Raw genomic sequence first — 20,868 nt, 5'->3', positions numbered from 1 at the left:
CGTCTTTTGCGTAACGGCTCAGTCAATTGTCCATTTATTGACCGACGGCGGTCTCCATCGTGTTGCCGACAGCCTGTCCGAAACGCCCGACCTGATCGTTGTAGCTGCGTCGGGTTGCCGGATCGAAGATCGCGATCGGCGTGCTGACGGCGACACTCGCGGCACCGCCCACCGTTTGCGCGGTGCCGAGCGCCACAGCCCCCAGCCGTTCGCCAAGCCCGACATCGCTGTCGGTCACTGTCTGTCCCGCGATCAGCCGGTTGCCGATCAGTTTCACCACTTCCGGGCTTTCAGCGAACTTGCCATGGTTCAGGCGATCGCCACCCTTGAGCTTGGTGAGATCGAGAACAACGATCCCGGCTTTCTCGAATTCGGTACGATAGGGCTCGACGGTCGGGTCCACCTGGCCCAGTCGGTCGATATTGCCGGAAATGCGCCGGGACAGGCTGAGCGCCCGGTCGTCACGGGACACGAAAAGCGTGAAATGCGGATGCTTCGGCCCAAGTTCGGCAAACTGCCGGCCGAAGACGTCGACATCGAGATCCGGCGAAGCGAGAATGACATTCTGGATTTTCGGCGCCACGCGCCCGTCGCGGATCGCCATCTGACGCAGAGCTTCGACGGTAAGCCAGGACCCCATCGAATGCGCCATGATCGTCACTTCGCCGACCGCAGGGTCGGTGGAAAGCTGGCGCAGCATGTTCTCCAGTGCATCGCGGGAATAGTTGGTACTTTCCTTGTCATAGTTATAGGCAAAGATGCTGCCGCGCGACGGCCAGGTGAAAAGCACCGGCGCCACGTCCGTATTGGAATCGTGGACGATCTGCGCAAAGCGATAGACGGCATCCTCGTAACGGTTGTTGAACCCGTGGACAAACACCATCACCCTGCGGCTCTTGGGCAGGTTATGATGCAGCCAGTTGCGTGCACCGCCGATCTGCAACGGGGTGACCGAAAGCGTGGCAAACTCCTTGGCCGGGTTGGCTGGTAGCTTTTTCGGCCACTGGACCTGGCCCACCTCACGTGCGCTGTCGGGCGGTATCGAAACCTTGATTTCGGTGACGGAGGGTTCTCGTCCGCGTTCACCGGAGAACAGGATGCCGGGCGCTTCGCTCGGCTTGCGGGTCGTCGCCACCAGCACATCGACGGTCGAGGTATCGGGAACGGACGCAGTCGCAGTCGGAATGAGCACGCCTTCGGGCCTGCCGGCACAGCTCGAAAGCGCAGCGACGAGAGAAGCAACGGCAATCAGGCGAAACGAAAATCCGGCACGGTTTTGCAAGCGAACTCCAACAGCTTATCCCCGGCACCACAACTCGTGAGTATTGGAGCGCGAAGGTGCCGTCCACTGCTAAACGGAGGAGATGACAGCGACAAGTCACTCTTGGTTCTGACCTGTCGCTGTGTTGCAACGGCATTGAGCGCTTACCGCAACTCCCGCCGCAGGATCTTGCCGACATTGGATTTCGGCAGCAGATCGCGGAATTCGATGACTCGCGGCCGCTTGTAGTTGGTCAGGTTCGCGGCGCAATGAGCCTTGAGATCGGCCTCGCTCAGGTTCGGGTCCTTCTTCACCACGAACAGTTTCACCGCCTCGCCGGAATTCGGATCGGGAACGCCGACTGCTGCACACTCCAGCACGCCGGGATGCATCGCCGCCACTTCCTCGACCTCGTTCGGATAGACGTTGAAGCCCGAGACGAGGATCATATCCTTCTTGCGGTCAACGATTTTGACATAGCCCTGGCGGTCCATATAGCCCATGTCGCCGGTGCGGAAAAAGCCGTCCGGCGTCATCACCTTCGCGGTTTCATCCGGCCGGTTCCAGTAGCCCGCCATCACCTGTGGGCCACGAATGCAGATTTCGCCGACATCGCCAGGTTCGACATCATGAGCGTCATCGTCGCGGATCGCAATTTCTGTCGACGAGACCGGCAGGCCGATCATGCCGGAAAATTCTTGTGTATCCAGCCGGTTGGCCGTCGCGACGGGCGAGGTCTCCGAAAGCCCGTACCCCTCGGTAATCGGGCAGCCGGTCATGGCAAGCCAGCGTTCGGCCACCGGCCGTTGCACCGACATGCCGCCGCCGAAGACGAGGATCAACGACGAGTGGTCGAGCTTCTGGAAGTCGGCATTGTTCATCAGCGCGTTGAACAGCGTATTCAGCCCCGGAAAGATATGAACCGGGTGTTTTTGCAGTTCCTTGACGAAGGCCGGGATGTCGCGTGGATTGGCGATCAGGAGGTTATGGCTGCCGGTCGCAACCCCCATCAGCGAATTCACCGTCAGCGCGAAGATGTGATAGAGCGGCAGTGCGCAGAGGAACTGCAACTGCTCCGGGCGCGGCTTGTTGAGAAAGGCGGTCTCCAGCCAGGTGCCCATCTGCTCCTTGTTGGAGAGAAGGTTGGCATGGGTAAGGATTGCACCCTTGGATACGCCGGTCGTTCCGCCGGTATATTGAAGAAAAGCGACATCATGCGGGCCGACGTCAATTGGCCTCAGCGCCGTTCCTGCACCTTCATTGAGTACGGCCCTGAAGCTGGAATGGCCGGGCAGCGACCATGCCGGTACCAGCTTTTTCACCTTGCGCACGACCAGATTGACGATATGCCCTTTGATGCCCAGCATGTCGCCCATCGTCGCGACGACCACATGTTTGACGCTTGTCGCCGGCAATACCTGCTGCGCGGTTGCGGCAAAATTCTCCAGCAGGAACAGCGCTTTCGCACCGGAATCCTTCAGCTGATATTCGAGTTCGCGCGGCGTATAGAGCGGATTGACGTTGACCACCACCAGCCCAGCGCGAAGGATCCCGTAGACGATCACCGGGTTCTGCAGGACATTAGGCAGCATCACCGCCACGCGGTCGCCCTTTTCCAGACCCTTGGCTTGAAGCCAGCCGGCAATCCTGCGGCTCTCAGCTTCAAGCTGACGGAAAGTCAGCGATTTTCCCATGCTGGTAAAGGCGGGCCGGTCACCATAACGGGCGCAACTCTCCTCGAAAAGCTGCCCGAGCGAGCGATGAGCCAGCGGCGGAATCTCTTCGGGCACTCCGGGCGGATAGGACTTCAGCCAGATCTTGCGCGGGTTCGTCGGGGCTCTCGCCACCTGTTCGTTCATGAGAGCATCCTCCATGCTCGTTGCCCTTACCTGAAGCCTATGGAAAAGTCCTCCACTTCTCCAAAGGCTATATTAGGTCATTCACCGGAACCGGAAAAGACTGGTCCATTCTCGAACAGCTAGATGACTTTAACGTAAGCGTCAATTGTCGCAGGCCGAGAAGATTTTTCGGGAACGATTGCCGTGGGGGGAAGTTCTATTCACATGACGAAAAATGACAAAAGGAGGTACGTCATGTTGCATCAGGAACCCCGTGCAGGTCAGGATCCGTATGTGAAGGATACGCCTTCACTGATCGCCAGTGATAAGGTCGAAGGCACTGCAGTCTATGGCGCCGACGGTAAGCGGATCGGTTCGATCGAACGGCTTCTGCTCGAAAAGCGCGGTGGCCGTGTCAGCTATGCGGTCCTGAGCTTCGGCGGTTTCCTTGGTATCGGCGATGACTACTACCCGCTGCCATGGGAAAAGCTGCGCTATGACGAACAGCTCGACGGTTACCGCATCGACCTGACCAAGGATCAGATTACCGGTGCTCCGAAATATCACGACCTCGACGACGATAGTTTCTATCGAGCAAATGACCGGAAGGTTTACGACTATTACGGCGTTCCGCCTTACTGGATGTAGTCCGATCTGATGGTTCAGAGAGAGGCCCCAAGCGGGCCTCTTTTCGTTTGCTTAAGCCTATTCTGGCACGGTCCCGCCAAGGCGATTTAGCCAATGGGGATTGGTGTCATGGCGGAAAAGGCGGGCGGGGTGCGTGATCTGGAGCGGGAGGACCTACCTTCCGTGGCCGAACTCTTCCAGAAGACATTCCGTGGTTCAGAGCCTGCACGCCCATCTATGATTCAGTATCTGCGCGAGGTGCTCTTCGACCATCCATGGTATGACGAGGAAATCCGTTCCAAGGTTTTCATCGACAAAAGCGGCGGCGTGCAGGGCTTCATCGGCGTATTTCCATCCCGCCTCGAAATAAACGGCCGCCCCATCCGCGCGGCCTTTGCCGGCTCCATGATGGTGGATCGGCACGAGCAGAATCCGCTGGCAGGTGCCCGTCTGCTTCGTGCCTTCCTCACCGGGCCGCAGGATATTTCACTGACGGAAACCGCCAATGCACTGGCGCTCGGCATGTGGCAGAAGCTCGCCCTGCCTTTGGATATCGCTTACAGCCTCAACTGGCTGCGGATACTGCGCCCTGCAGGCACGGCCGTTCAGGTTGCCGAGCGCGGGCTGAAAGCTGCGCGTTTTCTGCGCCCCGTTGCATCGCTGTCAGATGCCATGATCGAGCGCATGGGCGTGAAAGCGTTTCGGGCGCCGCCGATCCATGGGGCAGGGCGCGTAAATTTCTGGGATGCATCGCGGGAAGATTTTACCGAAGCGGTGCTGAAACTCTCCGAACTCTTTCCCCTGCGTCCGCAATGGGACCGCGCGTCGCTGGATTGGTTCATGGATCATGCGCAGGAAAAGCGCCAGTTCGGCAAGCCCTCATGGCGTATCGCCGAATCCCGCAGCGGAGAACTGGTCGGCTGTTACGTTTATTACGGCCGCCCGGGTGGCATCGGCTGGTTACTGCAGGCCGTCTGCGCACCGAATGTCGCCGGCGAAATGGTCGACGATCTGTTTGCTCATGCCGATGCAGCAGGCTGTGTTGCTATCCGCGGCGCCGGCCATCCGTGGCTGACGCCTGAACTCATCAGCCGCAAGACGCTGTTTTACGGCCGCGCCTTTTTCGTCGCCCATGCAAAGGACAAAAGCCTACTGGAGCCGATCAAGGCCGGCGAAGCCCTGATCAGCGGGCTCGCCGGAGAAAACTGGATGCGTCTGATCGGCGACGATTTCGACTGAGCCCAATCGGGTTCAGCCGAGCATCGTAAGCGGCTGGGCGTGCAGGTAATCGGCGACCTTCCGCTTCGATGCGATATTGCGCCAGACCGCATCCACCTGATCCGATGTGAGCCCCGCGGCATCCGCGGTCTCTTCGCGGGAGATGCCGTTGTCCAGCGCATAGAGGCAGATATCCATCCGGTCATAGGGCAGCGAGAAGTAGTATTCGTCCTGCCCCTGCGGCAGCGACCAGGTGTCGGTCGTCGGCGGGCGACGGCGAATTTCTTCAGGCACGCCGAGCGCCTCCGCCAGCTGATAGACCTGGGTTTTGTAGAGATGGGCGATCGGCTTGAAATCGGCTGCGCCGTCGCCGTTCTTGACGAAGAAGCCCTGGTCGTATTCCAGCCGGTTCGGTGTGCCGGTAACGGCAAAATTTAGACGATCGGCGTGGTAATATTCGATCTGCTTGCGCGTCCGCTGCTTCATGTTGGCAGCGGCGATCATGCCGAGATAGACATCGAGCGGCATCCGGTGCCGGCTCTGCTCGCCGGCCGGGTTGGCGACCACCAGCCAGGAGATGTTGTAACCGCGCCCGGTCAGCGCATCCTCCAGCACCACCTTGCAGCCCCAGCCTTCGGAAAACTCCGGCACGACCTGACGAATAAAGCCGTCGCGGCGCGCGTAGCATCCCTGGGCGGCAAGCGATGGGCCGATATCCTCAAGCACCGTCTCTATGCCGACAGCGTCCGCCAGTGCCTTGCCGAGCCGCAGGCTGTCCGGGTCGCTATCGTGTTCGGGCATGAACACGCCGGTGACCTTGCCCGTGCCGAGCGCACGGGCGCAAAGCGCTGCCGTGACGCTGGAATCGATGCCGCCTGAAAGGCCGAGAACGGCCCCGCGCTTGCGCAGGTCCTTCAGCACGGTCAGGCGCAGCCATTCGCAGATGCGCTCGATCTCAGCCTCGGCATCGAGCACGAGGTTTTGCGCGGAAAACGGTGCGGTCGGTTTCGAGCGGGCAGGGGCGTTGGTCATGCGACATTGTCCTCGATGTCGGGAGTGGATTGTTCGGCGGAAAGGCGGATCTTGCCGGTGCTGGTTTTCGGCAGCGCGTCACGAAACTCGACGCTTTTCGGCACCATATAGTCTTCGAGATGCGTCGCGCAGTGGCGCAGGATATCCTTCTCGGAAAGCCCGGCATCAGCTTCCAGCGCAACATAGGCGCGGATCAGCTGGCCGAAGACGGGATCATCTATACCGGCCACGGCCGCCTCGCGAATGCCGGAAAGCGCATAAAGAACCCGCTCCACTTCCTGTGGGCTGACCTTTTCGCCACGTGTCTTGATGATGTCGTCACGTCGGCTGACAAAATAGAGAAAACCGTCTTCATCGGTTTTGAAAAGGTCGCCGGTATGAAGTCGCCTGCCGCCGGTGATGGGCAGAAGCTTGGCGGACGACGCCAGCGCGTCGCCCCAATAGCCGCTCATCACATGCGGCCCTTCGACCACGAGTTCGCCGATCTCCCCGCTGCCGAGCAAGCGGCCATCCTCATCGATGACGAAGGCACGGGTGCCGGGAATGGCCCGGCCGACGGAAAGCGGCTGGCGATCGGCCTCATCCGCCGCAAGATAGGTTGCGCGAATACATTCCGTCTGGCCGTACATCAGAAAAAGCCGAGCATCCGGCAGGAGGGTACGAAGCCTCTGGCTGACCGATGGAGGCATGGCGGCTGCAGCGCTGGTGATATAGCGCAGATCGGGCAGGAAGCCCGGTTGAAGATCCTGCATGCCCGTGATCAACGCCGCCATCGGCGGTACGAGCGGAAATCCGGTCGCCTTCACTTCTGCCAGTCGCTGAAGCACCTTGCGCGGAAAGGCAAAGCTCTTCTCCAGAACCAGCGTTCCACCGACCATCACCATGGTCAGGATCTGGGTGATCCCGTAACCGAAGGAGATCGGCAATACGCTGAGCATGATATCGTCTGAGCGGTTTTCCAGATATTCGATGATCGAGCCACATGCGGCGAGCAGGCTTGCATGGCTATGCATCACGCCCTTCGGCGTGCCTGTCGAACCCGACGTGTGGATCAGAAGTGCCAGCGCTTCGCTGTCCACCTGCCGCGGCAGTTCGGCTTCGCCGTCATGAGTGGCAATCGCCTCATAGACCAGCCAATCTTCCGTGGCGCTCGTTGGCAGGGTACCGAATGCAATTTTGAGAGGAATATGATCCGCACCGCTGAGTGCACTGTCCACCACGTTGAGGAAACGGGCCTGCGCAAAGATAGTAGAAGGTTCTGTACTATCGATGATGGCGCGCAGCTTGTCCTGCTTGATCGAGGCATAGAGAGGGCAGGGTACCGCTCCGGCCTTCCAGGCAGCGAAAAATGCGACGATCGCCTCTACCGAATTCTCGGCAATCATCAAAACCCGATCGCCGGCCTTGATACCGTTCGCGACCAAGCTTGCCGCCAGATAGTCCGACAGCCTGTCCAACTCCCCGTAGGACAGCTGGGTCCCGCCGGCGATCAGCGCCGTTTTTGGACCGAAACGACCGGCGCTTTGGCGAAGGTGATCCTCGATACGCATGGCCGGTCCGCTGGCCTCAAGCCGCTTCAGCCGGCAGTTTCGATGCCAGGTAGCGTGTCATGCTGGCGATGCTGTCGAGATTTTCCGGGACGATTTCGTCGTCTGCAATGGAAATGCCGAAAGTCTGCTCCAGAAAGGCGATGACTTCGAGCACGCCGGTGGAATCGATCACGCCGCTTTCCAGCAATGACTGGTTGTCGTCGAGCTCAGCATCGGCGCGAAACAGAAAGTTTTCCGCAATGAATTCCCGCACGGGAGCGTTGAACTTGTCGGTCATCAGAATAAGCCTTCCCCAGAGAGTGGCCTATTCAGCGATCTAAACACGCGCGGCCACTATTACCCGTGGGCTGACCCTGCATCAAACACCTGAATCTTTCGCTAAGCCCGCATTTCCACTTTGATACATTCCCGAAAATGTTCAGGTCGATACTCTATAGAACGTTGGACGGCGTGCCTTTTTCGAAATTCTCGACATGCCCGATCACTTGCGCCCAGAGCGCCTGCATCGCTTCGTCACTTGCCCAGGCGACATGCGGGGTGAGGATGACATTCGGCCGATCGAGCACGGTCAGGAGTGGGTTGTCCGCAGCCGGCGGTTCCCTGGTCAGCACGTCGAACCCGGCCCCGGCAATCAGCCCTTCATTCAGCGCCGTCACCAGATCGGCCTCGTTCACCAGTCCGCCGCGCGCCGTGTTGATGATCAGCGGATGTTTTCTCATTTTGCGGAACTCTTCGATCCCGATCAGGTCACGCGTCTCCGGTTTGAGCGGCATGTGCAGTGAAATGATATCAGCCTCTTCGAGCACCGTTTCGAATGGCGTGTAACCCTGCGCAACCTCGCTTGCGCCCTTGCGGCCGGCAAACATCACCTTCATGCCCAGTGCCTCGGCAATCCGGGTCACCGATTGGCCCAGTGTACCGCCGCCGAAAATGCCGATCGTGGAATTGGCCAGATCGCGGATCGGATGGTTGAAGAAACAGAACTGGTTGGCGCGCTGCCACTCGCCTGCGATTACATCCTCGCGAAAGCCGACGATCGAGCGGCGCAGCGCAAAAATCAGCGCAAACGTATGCTCCGGCACGGTATTGACCGCATAACCTCGCACATTCGAAACCACGATGCCGCGCTCCTTGGCGAAGGCCAGGTCGATTACGTCATAGCCGGTTGCCGCCACCGCAATCATTTTCAGCTTCGGCGCAGCCTTGATCGAAGTCTCGCGCACGGGCGCCTTGTTGGTGATGACTATATCGGCATCGCGGATGCGCTCCGTCACCTCGGATTCTGGCGTCTTGCCGTATTCGACCCATTCATGGGGAAAGCTCGGCCGGCTAATCGTCACCGCAGGACCAATCGTGTCGCGATCGAGGAAAACAATCTTCGTCATCAAAGCCTCCCAAAAATTAGTTCCGGCTTGCATTCGGCGCGCGCCTGTTTGAGGAATGTAGTCCTACAACATTCGGGCCGCCGCGAAAGCCCGAAGAACGGCCAAGTTGACCTGTATGGGGGAGTTGCATGGGGGAAGTTCTCGACCTCGATTGCGTGGTCGTCGGTGGTGGTGTCGTCGGCCTGGCAATTGCCCGCCGACTGGCGATAGCGGGGCGTGAGGTTGTGGTCCTCGAAAGCGAGCCGCTGACGGGCAGCGTCACCTCCTCGCGCAACAGCGAGGTCATTCATGCCGGGCTTTATTATGCAAGCGGCAGCCGCAAGGCGGAACTCTGCGTCAAGGGCAGGGATGCGCTTTACGCCTATTGCCGCGAGCACCATGTCCCGCATCGTCAATGCGGCAAGCTTGTCGTCGCTTCCAATCCGGATGAGGTCGCCTATCTGGAAAAACTGCTGAAACAGGCCTCAGCCAACGATGTCGACGACTGTTATCTCATAGATGCCGCAGAACTGCATGCGCTGGAACCGCAAATCGTTGGCCATGCGGCGCTGGTTTCCCCCTCGACCGGCATCATTGACAGCCACGGCCTGATGGACGCCTATATCACTGATATCGAGACGCATGGCGGAACGATCGTCGTAAACTCTCCGCTTCTCTCCGGTGAATTGACGGCCGATGGCCTGGTGCTCTCGGTCGGCGGCGATGACCCTTTCACCGCCAATGTCCGACTGGTCATCAATTCGGCGGGTCTGGAAGCATGGTCCGTCTCGGCAAACCTCAAGGGGCTTGATCCGGCAACGATCCCGCATCGTTCCTATGCCAAGGGCAATTATTTCGCCCTGTCCGGCAAGGCACCGGCCAGCCGGCTGATCTATCCGGTTCCGGAACCGGGTGGCCTCGGCACGCATCTGACCCTCGATCTTGCCGGCCAGGCGCGCTTCGGGCCGGATGTCGAATGGGTGGAAGCCCCCAACTACGATGTCGATCCGGCGCGCTCGGAAAAGTTCTATGCTGCGATCCGCAAATACTGGCCGCATCTGAAGGATGCCTCTTTGCAACCTGCCTATGCCGGTGTGCGACCGAAGACGGTAGGCCCCGAAGGCGGTGGTGGCGGAGACTTCATCATCCAGGGACCGCAGGTTACGGGACATCCTGGTTACGTGGCGCTTTACGGTATCGAATCTCCTGGTCTCACCTCGTCGCTTGCCATCGCCGACGAGGTCTGGCGGCTGATTTCCGAATAAAAGTCGTGGGTATGGACCGGTCAGCCCCGGCATCTGCCTTCGTGTCATGTCCCTGACATCCGTCCGTGCTTGGCTCCTTCGCCAAGCCCGATGAGCCGCGCCCCATGAAGGCGGAACCTGACATATCGAGGCTCAACGGAGATTGCTTGATGTCGCTTATTCTAGGCCTTGCTTCCGGGGCACTGATCGCTGCCAACGGCATCAGTATCGGCATTGCGATGGGTCGCCTGTCGCGCAATGGCAGCCCGGCACCCGCGCTCACGGAAAAGCCACCTGTCTCCGTCGTCATCCCGGCTTGTGGCATCGAGAATTTTACTCCTCTGACGCTCGAACGCGCCTTTGATCTGGAATGGCCGGACTACGAGCTGATCTTTTGCGTTGCCGATGCGCGCGACCCGGTCATCCCGGCAGTGAAAGAGGCTATGGCACGGCATCCTGAAATCAGGGCAAGCCTATTGATCGGTGACGATCGTGTCAGCGCCAACCCCAAGCTTAACAATTGCGTCAAGGGGTGGCGCGCAGCGGTGAATGACTGGGTTGTGCTCGCCGATTCCAACGTTCTGATGCCGCGCGATTACATTGGCCATCTCATGGCGGCGCGCCGACCGAACACAGGTCTCGTTTGCTCTACTCCGCTCGGCTCTCGCCCGGAAGGTTTCTGGGCAGAAGTCGAATGTGCCTTCCTGAACTCCCAGCAGGCCCGCTGGCAATATGCGGGCGAAGCAGTTGGCCTCGGATTTGCCCAGGGCAAGAGCATGTTGTGGTTCAAGCCAATGCTGGATGCGGAAGGCGGCATTGCCGCACTCGGCGCTGAAATTGCCGAGGACGCTGCCGCGACCAAGCTGGTGCGCGGTCTCGGACGCAAGGTCCATCTTGTCGCCTCGCCATTCGAACAGCCGCTCGGCAGGCGCGAACTCACCCAGATATGGTCCCGACAAGCCCGTTGGGCGCGCCTGCGCCGGGTCACCTTTCCTGCCTTCTTCGTGCCGGAAATCCTGCTCGGTTGCCTGCCGCCGCTTTTGCTGGCGCTTGCTGCGGCAGCCTTGTCGACCGGCACCATCTCATTCTCGATGGTCACCCTTGCCGTCCTCGCAGCCGTCTATCTTCCCGAGCTCGCTCTGATCCGGGCAAAGAACTGGCACCTCTCGGTTTGGACGCTTCCGGCTATGCTTGTGCGCGACGTGTTGTCACCCGCAATCTGGATGAGAAGCTGGCTGAGTGGTTCATTCGACTGGCGCGGCAACACGATGACGATTGGCACCGAGACGAGCGAGCTGAGTTCTGCGTCCCCGCCCCACTGAAGCCGGAACTAAGGTGAACGGGAAGCGCAATGCTTCTTGTGGATCGCGCGTCTGTAGAGAAAGCTTGATTGATTCTGCTTTCTGGCGCGGGCGTAGCTGCTTTGGCAGTGGCCAGCGGAAATAGAATATGCCGTGCCGGGATTTGAGAATGTAGGAGGGGATAAACAAAGAATTGTCTCACCGAAATGTCCCACCTGCGGAAACCGGTATTCAAATCTTTGATTTTCGAGGAAATGGTGCCGCTTGCAGGACTCGAACCTGCGACCCCATCATTACGAATGATGTGCTCTACCACCTGAGCTAAAGCGGCCCGACAGTGGCGACCGGCGCCAATCTGCGAGTGATGCGCTGATACAGGCAACCAATTCCGATTTCAAGCCGGTTTTCGCGATCCTGTCGTTTTTCCCGCAATGGAGCGCGGCCAGCTTAAAGCGATAGCCTTCGCCGCGCCTGCATATATTCCCCCTCCAGTCGATCGACCAGTTCGGCGACCGACGAAACGGCCTTCACCGCTCCTACGCCCTGACCGGCGCCCCAGATTTCCTTCCAGGCTTTCGCGCCGGTGGTTGCTTTGTCGAAATCCATCTTTGATGGATCGGCCTCGGGCAGTGCATTCGGATCCAATCCCATCGCCGCAATCGAACCCTTCAGGTAATTGCCGTGGATTCCGGTGAAATAGTTGGAATAGACGATGTCGGCTGCGTTCGAATCCACAATCATCTGTTTGTAGCCGTCCGAAGCGCGTGCTTCATCCGTCGCGATGAAGGGCGAGCCGATATAGGCCATGTCGGCGCCCATGGCCTGGGCCGCCAGAATGCCGCCGCCGGTAGCGATCGCCCCGGCCAGAAGCAGCGGCCCGTCGAACCATTCGCGGATTTCCTGCACCAGTGCGAAGGGCGACAACGTGCCCGCATGGCCGCCGGCACCGGTCGCAACTGCGATCAAACCGTCGGCACCCTTGCGGATGGCAGATTTCGCATGCCGGTTGTTGATGATGTCATGCAGCACGATGCCGCCATAAGAATGCACGGCGGCATTCACCTCCGGCACGGCGCCGAGCGAGGAGATCACGATCGGCACCTTGTATTTCACGCACATCATCAGATCGTGCTCCAGCCGCCTGTTCGACGTGTGGACGATCTGGTTGACGGCGAACGGCGCAGATGGCCTGTCGGGATTGGCGGCATCATAGGCGCTAAGCTCTTCCGTGATCTGCGCCAGCCATTCGTCGAGCTGGCTTTCCGGCCGCGCATTGAGTGCCGGAAAAGCCCCGACGACACCCGCCCTGCATTGCGCCAGCGTCAGTTGCGGATGCGATATGATGAAGAGCGGCGACGCTACGACCGGTAGCCGCAGCCTGTCCTTGAGGACCGCTGGAAGCATGAAGGAAACCTCCCGAATTACCTTTACGTAAGATGGTGTATCAGATGAGTTTCATGGGGGGAAGTCGCCTCGGTTTAGCCGATCGAACTTACCCGCCATGGATTTGCCACCATGTTTCGGCCGTCTCACCACGGGATGAGTTGGGTCGCCTTCTTGCAGTTCGGCGCCTGAGACGTTACCGAGAGGTTAAAAATAGGAGCGTGACACGATTACGCTCGCCAGTTGGAATGAACCGGAAGGACCGGCAGTGAGCGGCCTGGAAACAGCCATAAGAAATGCCCTGGATCGTGCCGAACGTGGTGATGGCCAGGTGCGCGCCCGGATCTATCAGTCCGCCCGCCAGGCACTTGATGCCGGCCTGCGTAAGCAGGGCGTCACCGATAACCTTGTCATCATGCAGCAGCGCAAGCGGCTGGAAGACAAGATCAGCGAGATCGAGAACGAGGAGATCGACCGCCTGGCGCAGTCGGCCCAGCCTGTTCCGGCTCCCGATGTCGATCCCTTTGTCGAAATCGATGCGCCTGTCCGCCAGACCACATCACACGTTGTCCCCGACGTCTCCGTATCTGTCGACGCACCGCGTGCGCCCGCTCCCCACGTGGCTGAGGCAGGTGCACTTGGTGGTGTAACCCGATCAGGGGCGACCGCAGACCATCACTCCGAAAGACCCTCGATGGCCCCCGATATCGCGCCGGCAGGGTATGAATCCGAACCGGTACCCGGCACGCTGCCGGAAGCCTCCCCCGTCGGCGAGGTTGCAGAGCCCACCGGTGCTAAAGGGCGCAAAGGTCGCAAGGTGAAGGCTTCCGCCGAAATTCCGGCTGGACGCCGCCGCCGGAAGAAACGTGGCTTTCTGTCTCATCTGCTCACCTGGATCATAACGCTTGGCGTGGTCGCGGTCGGCTGCTTCTTCTTCTATCAGTCGGGCATGGTGCAATCGATCATCGAGGATGCGGTGCGCAGCGCCAATCGACCGTCGGCGCTTCAGTCCTCGGGGCAGGGGCCGTCCGTGCTTTCCTCGCGTGGAGGCTTCTCGGAAGAATGGGCCTCGATCTTCCAGCCACAGCAGGGCGCCGCCTTTACCGCGGGTTCTCAGGCAAGGGCGGAGATCGCGACCGGCACCGAAGCTCAGGCACTCAAGGTTACCTCTGCCACGTCGGATGCCGCCGGAGATGTCGCAATCGCGGTGCCGGTGGAAATCCTGCGCGAGCTTGCCGGCAAGAGTTCCACGCTGGCGCTGACCATCCAGTCGGCAGCAAACCAGCACTCTCAGATTTCGGTCCGCTGCGATTTCGGCAGCCTCGGCAGCTGTTCGCGCCACCGTTTCACGGCAACGCAGGAAAAGCTCGACGCGCTGTTCAAGGTGAGCTTCGACCGCACGATGGCGCCCAATGCGCCCGGCCGCATCATCGTCAACACCGGTATTCAGGGTGCCGATCGCCCGGTCTTTATCTATTCCGTTCGCGCTCTGCCGGGTCAGTGACCCGGCAGCTTCGCCTGCCGGATCGTCCTTATTTGAGATACTTCGGCCCGAACCCGAGGATCTTGTCGTCGATTTCGCCGATGGCATCCTTGTCCTTGCCTTCGTAGTCGAGAGACAGAAGGATGTGGCGGATCGCGTTCAGCCTTGAACGCCGCTTGTCGTTGGCCCGCAGGATCGCCCAAGGCGCCTCCTTGGTGTGGGTCTCTTCCAGCATTTTGTTGCGTTTTTCGGTGTACTGATCCCATTTCGTCAGCGCGGCGATATCCATCGGCGAGAGCTTCCAGATCTTCAGCGGGTCATGACGTCGGTCGTGAAAGCGCTTCAGCTGCATTTCCTGGCCGATATCGAGCCAGAACTTGAAGAAATGTACGCCGTCTTCCACCAGCAGCTTTTCGAACCGCGGCGTCGCCCGCATGAAGCTGTCATATTGCGCCGGCGTGCAGAACCCCATGACGGGTTCGACCACGGCGCGGTTATACCAGGAGCGGTCATAGAGCACGATCTCGCCCTTGGTGGGGAAATGCGTCGCGTAGCGCTGATAGTACCATTGTCCGACTTCGGTCTCCGTCGGCTTGGTCAGGGCGACGACACGCGCTGAGCGAGGATTGAGATAGGTGCGGATCGAAAAGATCGTGCCGCCCTTGCCGGCAGCATCCCGGCCCTCGAACAGCGCCACCATGCGTTTTCCGGTCGCCTGCATCCAAAACTGCATCTTCACCAGTTCAATCTGCAGCTTTTCCAGCTGCTTTTCGTATTTCTCCCGGTTCAGCTTGTCGTCATAGGGATAATTGCCTGAGGCCAGTGCCTGGTCGTCGATCCAGCCCGGCAGGGTCGGGTTGTCTATGTCGAACCGGCGTTTCTTTCCCCCGATTGTCAGATCGACCGTCCTACTTTCACCCGTTGACATGCATGCTCTCCTCTTTGTCCTCGATATCTCTGGTAACGACGCGCTGCGCCATGGCGACACGCTATCCGAAAGGTGGCATTCCGGCATAGGTTTTCCATAGGCCTTGATGCACAAGTGTCATGGAAGGCTTATATGACCACGTGTTTAGCAAGCAAAATGCCGGGATGTGGCCCGGGGTCCAGTTGGGGTTGTCATGGCGTCGAATGCAGAGCAGGCAGGCGGAGGTCTTATCGCCGCGATGAGAAGAGAATGGCGTCTCTTCTTGTTGCTGACTGTGTCTGCATTGGCCGCGATTGCCGCAGGTCTGCCCTGGTATTGGGTTGCTCTGGTCTGGCTGATCCTTGTTCTGGCAGTTTCGGCACGGCCTCCGGTCGTCATGCCCGTCGTAGAGCCGGAGCAGATTGAGGAAGAAGAGCAGGCGCCGGATCCACCGCCCAGTATCGCAGCGACGCTTTCCGCTCTCGATATCCCGGTCCTGCTGTTGAATGCCGAAGCGATCGTTCTGTGGGAAAACAAGGCGGCGGAAAAGGCGCTTGGCCTGCTGCCGATCGGCTCGCATCTCTCGGCGCGCCTGCGCTCGCCGGGTATTCTCGATATGGTCAAGGAGACGATCGCAACCGGCGAGCCGAACCAGATCGAACATTCCGAAAGGCTCCCGTCGGAACGCGTCTATCTCCTGCGCATCGCGGCAATGGAGCCGCAGGGTGCTTTCGGTGCGGAAAAACTCTTCCTCCTGTCGTTCAAGGATATCTCCGAACTTCGCCGGCTCGATCGCATGCGGTCCGATTTCGTCGCCAATGCCAGCCATGAATTGCGCACCCCGCTTGCTTCTTTGCGCGGGTTCATCGAGACCATGCAGGGACCGGCGCGTTCTGATGATGCCGCCAAGGAACGATTTCTCGGGATCATGCTGGATCAGTCGACCCGCATGAGCCGCCTTGTCGACGATCTCCTGTCGCTTTCGAGGCTCGAACTGAAATCCCATATCGCGCCGGACCAGTCAGTCGATCTTCGTCCGGTTATCGGCCATGTCCGTGACGCGCTTTTGCCGCTGGCGGAGGAGCTTGGCGTCGAAATCCGCCTTCACCTGCCGGAAGAAAAGGTCGAGGTCTTGGGGGATCGCGACGAACTGGTGGAAGTTGTCGAGAACCTGATCGAGAATGCCTGCAAATACGGTCAGGAGGGCAAGTTCGTCGATGTCTTCCTGCGCAACGAGCCATCCCAGCCGGTCGAAGTCAGCGTCGTCGACCGCGGTCCCGGCATCCCTGCGGAACATGTTCCGCGACTTACCGAGCGTTTTTATCGGGTCAGCGTCGCCGACAGCCGGTCGAAAAAGGGCACCGGCCTTGGGCTTGCCATCGTCAAGCATATCCTCACCAGACACCGCGCCCGCCTCATCGTGAAGTCCGAATTGGGCAAGGGATCCGAGTTTACCGTCAGATTCTGACATAAAACCTACACGATGCACAGGCGTGCAACTATATTGTGTAGTGAAATCAGATATTTAAATTGTCACAAATGTTTCATCGAAGTGACATAAAAGCTGAGGTCAACGGCCGCTAATAGGAGCGGGCAAGAAGCCGGCAGGTGCGAAAACCGGCGACCAACGCTTTCACAAACCCCATCATGGGAGAGATCGATGAACATGTTGAAACTTTCTGCAGCTGCCCTCGTGGCCTCTGTCGCATTCGCCGGCGCTGCCGCTGCGCGCGACCAGGTCCAGGTTGCCGGCTCCTCCACCGTTCTGCCGTATGCAAAGATCGTTGCTGAAACCTTCGCGGAAACCTTCCCGAACTTCAAGGCTCCGGTTGTTGAATCCGGCGGCACCGGCGGCGGTCTGAAGGCTTTCTGCTCGGGCGTTGGTGAAGGCACGATCGACGTTGCCAACGCTTCGCGCGCTATCAACAAGAGCGAAGCCGAAGCCTGCAAGGCTGCTGGCGTTACCGACGTTCAGGAAATCCGCATCGGTTACGACGGTATCGTATTTGCTGCCGACTCTTCCAACGGCGACATGAAGATCGAGCCGAAGGACCTCTACAAGGCTCTCGCTGCTGAAGTTGTTGTTGATGGCAAGCTCGTCGCCAACCCCTACAAGAACTGGTCGGACATCAACGCTACCCTGCCGAAGGGCCCGATCGCTGCCTACATCCCGGGCTCCAAGCACGGCACCCGCGAAGTCTTCGAAGAGAAGATCATGGCTGAAGGCTGCAAGGAAGCCGGCGCCACCGACGTCATCAAGGCTGCTATCACCGATGCCAAGCAGGCTGCTGCCAAGTGCGTTGCAGTCCGTAAGGACGGCGTTGCTGTCGACATCGACGGTGACTACACCGAAACGCTCGCTCGTATCGCTGCCAACAAGACCGGCCTCGGCGTTTTCGGCCTGGCTTTCTACGAAAACAACAAGGACAAGCTGAAGGTTGCAACCGTTTCGGACGTCGTAGCTTCGACCGAAACGATCTCCTCCGGCAAGTACCCGGTTTCCCGTCCGCTGTACTTCTACGTCAAGAAGGCTCACCTGGGCGTTATCCCGGGCCTGAAGGAATACGTAGAGTTCTTCATCTCTGACGACATGGTTGGCCCGGAAGGCCCGCTCGCCGAATACGGCCTGGTTGCCGCTCCGGACGACCAGCGCGAACAGGTCCGTAAGGACTTCGCTGCCGGCAAGACCATGTAATGCTTGATCCGGCGCCGCTTTGGCGGCGCCGGTCTCTTATCCGGCATTCCGCCGGCGTCTTCGCAAGGCGGCCTTTTAACTGGGTATTTGCGACCAATTCGGTTCCGGTGATGGGAATTGTGCGGTAGTGGCTGCCGCCGATGGCGGTAGGCCGGGGGATTCTGATGAGCACACCACTGATCTTGTTGATTTTGGCGATCATTGCGGTCGTCTGTTATGTCGTTGGGACCCGACATGCGCTGGCGATCGCTGGCGGTCTGTCCTCCAAACTCCATTCTCGTCCCGGCTATTATGGTTCGTTCGTCGCGATCTGCGCCGTCCTGCCGGCCGCGATCGTTCTGGCTGCCTGGCTCATTGCCAGCCCGCTCTACATCAATTCCACCATCCGCGGCGGTTTCCCCGAAGATGTGAAGGCCAAGTCAGAAGCTGAGCAGGGTCTCGCTTTCGGCATGGTCAATTCGCTCGCCCGCGGCATGGATATCCTGACACTCGACGAGATCGACAAGGTCGGCGCCAATCCTGCCGAGCTTCGCAGCGCGCTCGGCGCCAAGGGTGTTGCGCTTGCCGGTGATCCCGAACCTTACATGGTCGAGTCCGCCGGCGACCTCAATGCGATGAACAAGATCAGCAACCGCGTCATGACGGCTGTTGTCCTGATTGTCGCCCTGATCGGTGCAGGTCTTTCCTACACCCGCATCTCGCATCGTTTCCGCGCCCGCAACCGGGTCGAACGTGTCATCCTCGGCGCGCTCGTCGTCGCGTCGTCGATCGCCATCATCACGACAATCGGCATCGTCATGTCGATGTTGACGGAAGCCGGCCACTTCTTCGGCCGCGTCCCGGCCTGGGAGTTCTTCTTTGGTACCGTCTGGGATCCGCGTTTCGCGGCCGCCGGTGCCGCTGCTTCGGAAGGCCAGTTCGGTCTCATCCCGCTGCTTCTCGGTACGCTCTACATCGGCTTCGTCGCCATGCTCGTCGCCGTTCCTGTCGGCCTGTTCTCGGCAATCTATATGTCGGAATACGCGTCGCCGAAGCTGCGTTCGGTCGCCAAGCCGCTGCTCGAAGTCCTGGCTGGTATCCCGACCATCGTCTACGGCTTCTTCGCCCTGACCACGGTCGGCCCGTTCCTGCGAGACCTTTCGTCCAGTATCAACGGCATCGCAACGGGTGATTTCGCCAACTTCATCCAGGCGCAGTCGGTTCTGACTGCCGGTTTCGTCATGGGCATCATGCTGATCCCTTACGTCTCCTCGCTGTCGGACGACATCATCACCGCGGTGCCCCGCGCCCTGCGTGACGGTTCGCTCGGCCTTGGCGCCACCAAGTCGGAAACCATCAAGAAGGTCGTCATGCCGGCAGCGCTGCCGGGTGTCGTCGGCGCTCTCCTGATGACCGCCTCGCGTGCCATCGGCGAAACCATGATCGTGGTTCTTGCGGCCGGTGTTGCAGCCCGCATGCAGCTCAACCCGTTCGAACCGATGACGACTGTGACGGTCAAGATCGTCAGCCAGCTGACGGGCGACCTTGAATTCACCTCGCCGCAGACGCTCGTCGCCTTCGCACTGGGTATCACGCTCTTCGTGATCACGCTTTGCCTCAATATCTACGCGCTCTTCATCGTGCGCAAATACCGGGAGCAGTACGAATGACCGACGTGGTTTCCTTCCCCGCCGGCGCTTCAGCCAAGCCCGCCCGCCGCGATATCGGCATCAAGCGCCGCTATGCTGCCGAACGACGCTTCCGTGCCTATGGCATTGCGGCGCTCTCCTTCGGCATCCTGTTTCTCTTCATCCTGCTCTATTCGGTTGTCTCCAAGGGCTACACCGCATTCCAGCAGACGATGATCACCGTTCCGGTCGAGTTTTCCGAACAGATCATCGACAAGGATAACGAGCGCGCCACCGATCCGCAGAAGCTGGTGACGGCCAATTACCCGCTGATCGCCCGTAACGCAGTCGCCAAGGTGCTTGGTGTTGCCGAGACCGATCGTTCGGGTCTTCGCGCCGTCAACCAGATGATCTCGGACGGCGTTCGTGGCCAGCTGCGTGACATGGTTGTCGCCAATCCGCAGATCATCGGCACGACCCAGACGGTCTCGTTGCTTGCCGCCGGCGATATCGACAGTGCCTTCAAGGGCCAGATCGATCTCTCGGTTTCGGAAAACAACCGCAAGGTTTCCGACCAGCAGGTTGGCTGGATGAACCAGCTTGCGGAATCCGGCGCACTCGGAAAACACTTCAACACCGGCATTTTCGTCAACGGCAATTCCAGCCGTCCGGAAGCCGCCGGCGTCGGTGTCGCCCTGATCGGCTCCTTCTACATGATGCTGATCGTGCTCGTCCTGGCGCTGCCGATCGGCGTCGCGGCTTCGATCTATCTCGAGGAGTTCGCGCCGAAGAACAAGTTCACCGATCTGATCGAGGTGAACATCAACAACCTCGCGGCCGTTCCCTCCATCGTTTACGGTCTCTTGGGTCTGGCGGTCTTCATCAACTTCATGGGCCTGCCGCGCTCGGCTTCGCTGGTCGGCGGCCTGGTCCTGACGTTGATGACGCTTCCGACGATCATCATCGCCACCCGCGCAGCATTGAAGGCGGTTCCGCCCTCGATCCGCGCGGCAGCCCTCGGCCTCGGCGCATCGAAGATGCAGACCATCTTCCATCACGTCCTGCCGCTTGCCATGCCGGGCATCCTTACCGGCACGATCATCGGCCTGGCACACGCACTCGGCGAAACCGCGCCGCTGCTCCTGATCGGCATGGTCGCCTTCGTCGCCAATTACCCGACGACGCCGATGGATCCGTCGACCGCCCTGCCGGTGCAGATCTACATGTGGGCAAACGAGGCGGAACGCGCCTTCGTCGAAAGAACTTCGGGAGCGATCATCATCTTGCTCCTGTTCCTCGTGGTCATGAATGTTGGTGCAATTCTGTTGCGTCGGCGCTTCGAACGCCGGTGGTAGGAG

Annotated in this window: 18 protein-coding genes and 1 tRNA gene; 9 read left to right on the top strand and 10 right to left on the bottom strand. The window is 59.8% G+C overall.

The genetic code is table 11. The features are described 5' to 3' along the window. Positions 1-34: 34 nt before the first annotated feature. Both HNQ72_RS13395 and HNQ72_RS13390 read right to left on the bottom strand, forming a co-directional pair. Entirely contained in the window at positions 35-1,282 is a 1,248-nt protein-coding gene (locus HNQ72_RS13395; protein WP_183992701.1) for an alpha/beta hydrolase, read from the bottom strand. 143 nt (positions 1,283-1,425) lie between these two features. Next, a complete protein-coding gene (locus HNQ72_RS13390) occupies positions 1,426-3,120 on the bottom strand; it encodes a long-chain fatty acid--CoA ligase (protein ID WP_183992700.1) in 1,695 nt (564 codons plus the stop codon). A 234-nt stretch (positions 3,121-3,354) separates the two neighbouring features. On the opposite strand from HNQ72_RS13390, the gene HNQ72_RS13385 reads away from it, so the two are divergent. Together HNQ72_RS13385 and HNQ72_RS13380 are read left to right on the top strand one after the other, a co-directional pair. Beyond that, positions 3,355-3,747, top strand: coding sequence for a PRC-barrel domain-containing protein (locus HNQ72_RS13385; protein ID WP_183992699.1), 393 nt, complete (start codon positions 3,355-3,357; stop codon positions 3,745-3,747). A gap of 93 nt (positions 3,748-3,840) precedes the next feature. Beyond that, positions 3,841-4,965 (top strand): hypothetical protein, encoded by a 1,125-nt coding sequence (locus HNQ72_RS13380; protein WP_183992698.1) that lies wholly within the window; start codon positions 3,841-3,843, stop codon positions 4,963-4,965. Positions 4,966-4,977: 12 nt separating this feature from the next. Here HNQ72_RS13380 and nadE read toward each other — a convergent pair whose 3' ends face one another. The 4 genes from nadE to HNQ72_RS13360 all read right to left on the bottom strand — a co-directional run bounded on the left by nadE (position 4,978) and on the right by HNQ72_RS13360 (position 8,911). Next, positions 4,978-5,976, bottom strand: coding sequence for an NAD(+) synthase (gene nadE, locus HNQ72_RS13375; RefSeq protein WP_183992697.1), 999 nt, complete (start codon positions 5,974-5,976; stop codon positions 4,978-4,980). After that, the gene (locus HNQ72_RS13370; RefSeq protein ID WP_183992696.1) at positions 5,973-7,526 is read right to left on the bottom strand and encodes a class I adenylate-forming enzyme family protein; all 1,554 of its coding nucleotides are present in this window, start codon (positions 7,524-7,526) and stop codon (positions 5,973-5,975) included. Before HNQ72_RS13370 ends, nadE begins: the two co-directional genes overlap by 4 nt. Positions 7,527-7,542: 16 nt before the next feature. Then, the gene (locus HNQ72_RS13365) at positions 7,543-7,803 is read right to left on the bottom strand and encodes an acyl carrier protein (RefSeq protein WP_183992695.1); all 261 of its coding nucleotides are present in this window, start codon (positions 7,801-7,803) and stop codon (positions 7,543-7,545) included. Positions 7,804-7,957: 154 nt separating this feature from the next. Continuing rightward, positions 7,958-8,911 carry a D-2-hydroxyacid dehydrogenase gene (locus HNQ72_RS13360; protein WP_183992694.1) on the bottom strand — a complete coding sequence of 318 codons (954 nt, stop codon included), beginning with the start codon at positions 8,909-8,911 and terminating at the stop codon, positions 7,958-7,960. 128 nt (positions 8,912-9,039) lie between these two features. Between HNQ72_RS13360 and HNQ72_RS13355 the strand changes: the two genes are divergently transcribed. Then, on the top strand, positions 9,040-10,155 hold the full coding sequence (locus HNQ72_RS13355; RefSeq protein WP_183992693.1) for an NAD(P)/FAD-dependent oxidoreductase: 1,116 nt from the start codon (positions 9,040-9,042) through the stop codon (positions 10,153-10,155). A 149-nt stretch (positions 10,156-10,304) separates the two neighbouring features. Next, positions 10,305-11,456, top strand: a complete 1,152-nt coding sequence (locus HNQ72_RS13350) for a ceramide glucosyltransferase (RefSeq protein WP_183992692.1) — start codon at positions 10,305-10,307, stop codon at positions 11,454-11,456. On the opposite strand, the gene HNQ72_RS31240 is transcribed toward HNQ72_RS13350, so the two are convergent. The 3 genes from HNQ72_RS31240 to HNQ72_RS13340 all read right to left on the bottom strand — a co-directional run bounded on the left by HNQ72_RS31240 (position 11,379) and on the right by HNQ72_RS13340 (position 12,839). Beyond that, complete coding sequence (locus tag HNQ72_RS31240; protein WP_373289419.1) at positions 11,379-11,624, bottom strand: DUF6538 domain-containing protein; 246 nt, start codon at positions 11,622-11,624, stop codon at positions 11,379-11,381. The two genes, HNQ72_RS13350 and HNQ72_RS31240, sit on opposite strands and share 78 nt — an antisense overlap. 66 nt (positions 11,625-11,690) lie before the next feature. Then, positions 11,691-11,766, bottom strand: a tRNA-Thr gene (locus HNQ72_RS13345). A 116-nt stretch (positions 11,767-11,882) separates the two neighbouring features. Further along, positions 11,883-12,839 (bottom strand): NAD(P)H-dependent flavin oxidoreductase, encoded by a 957-nt coding sequence (locus tag HNQ72_RS13340; protein ID WP_183992691.1) that lies wholly within the window; start codon positions 12,837-12,839, stop codon positions 11,883-11,885. Between the two features lie 247 nt (positions 12,840-13,086). On the opposite strand from HNQ72_RS13340, the gene HNQ72_RS13335 reads away from it, so the two are divergent. Continuing rightward, positions 13,087-14,322, top strand: coding sequence for a hypothetical protein (locus tag HNQ72_RS13335; RefSeq protein ID WP_183992690.1), 1,236 nt, complete (start codon positions 13,087-13,089; stop codon positions 14,320-14,322). A 28-nt stretch (positions 14,323-14,350) separates the two neighbouring features. Here HNQ72_RS13335 and ppk2 read toward each other — a convergent pair whose 3' ends face one another. Then, the gene (gene ppk2, locus HNQ72_RS13330) at positions 14,351-15,229 is read right to left on the bottom strand and encodes a polyphosphate kinase 2 (protein WP_183992689.1); all 879 of its coding nucleotides are present in this window, start codon (positions 15,227-15,229) and stop codon (positions 14,351-14,353) included. 229 nt (positions 15,230-15,458) lie between these two features. Here ppk2 and phoR point away from each other — a divergent pair, with 229 nt between their 5' ends. The 4 genes from phoR to pstA all read left to right on the top strand — a co-directional run bounded on the left by phoR (position 15,459) and on the right by pstA (position 20,865). Then, complete coding sequence (gene phoR / locus HNQ72_RS13325; protein WP_183993130.1) at positions 15,459-16,676, top strand: phosphate regulon sensor histidine kinase PhoR; 1,218 nt, start codon at positions 15,459-15,461, stop codon at positions 16,674-16,676. 192 nt (positions 16,677-16,868) lie between these two features. Continuing rightward, complete coding sequence (locus HNQ72_RS13320) at positions 16,869-17,903, top strand: substrate-binding domain-containing protein (protein ID WP_183992688.1); 1,035 nt, start codon at positions 16,869-16,871, stop codon at positions 17,901-17,903. Between the two features lie 164 nt (positions 17,904-18,067). Next, complete coding sequence (pstC, locus tag HNQ72_RS13315; RefSeq protein ID WP_183992687.1) at positions 18,068-19,552, top strand: phosphate ABC transporter permease subunit PstC; 1,485 nt, start codon at positions 18,068-18,070, stop codon at positions 19,550-19,552. After that, positions 19,549-20,865: a phosphate ABC transporter permease PstA gene (gene pstA / locus HNQ72_RS13310; RefSeq protein ID WP_183992686.1), complete on the top strand. Its 1,317-nt coding sequence runs from the start codon at positions 19,549-19,551 to the stop codon at positions 20,863-20,865. The genes pstC and pstA overlap by 4 nt, the downstream gene beginning before the upstream one ends. Positions 20,866-20,868 lie beyond the last annotated feature (3 nt).

The organism is Aliirhizobium wenxiniae (assembly GCF_014201355.1).
Classification (GTDB): Bacteria; Pseudomonadota; Alphaproteobacteria; order Rhizobiales; family Rhizobiaceae; genus Neorhizobium; species Neorhizobium wenxiniae.
This window is presented reverse-complemented; position numbering and strand designations above follow the sequence as displayed.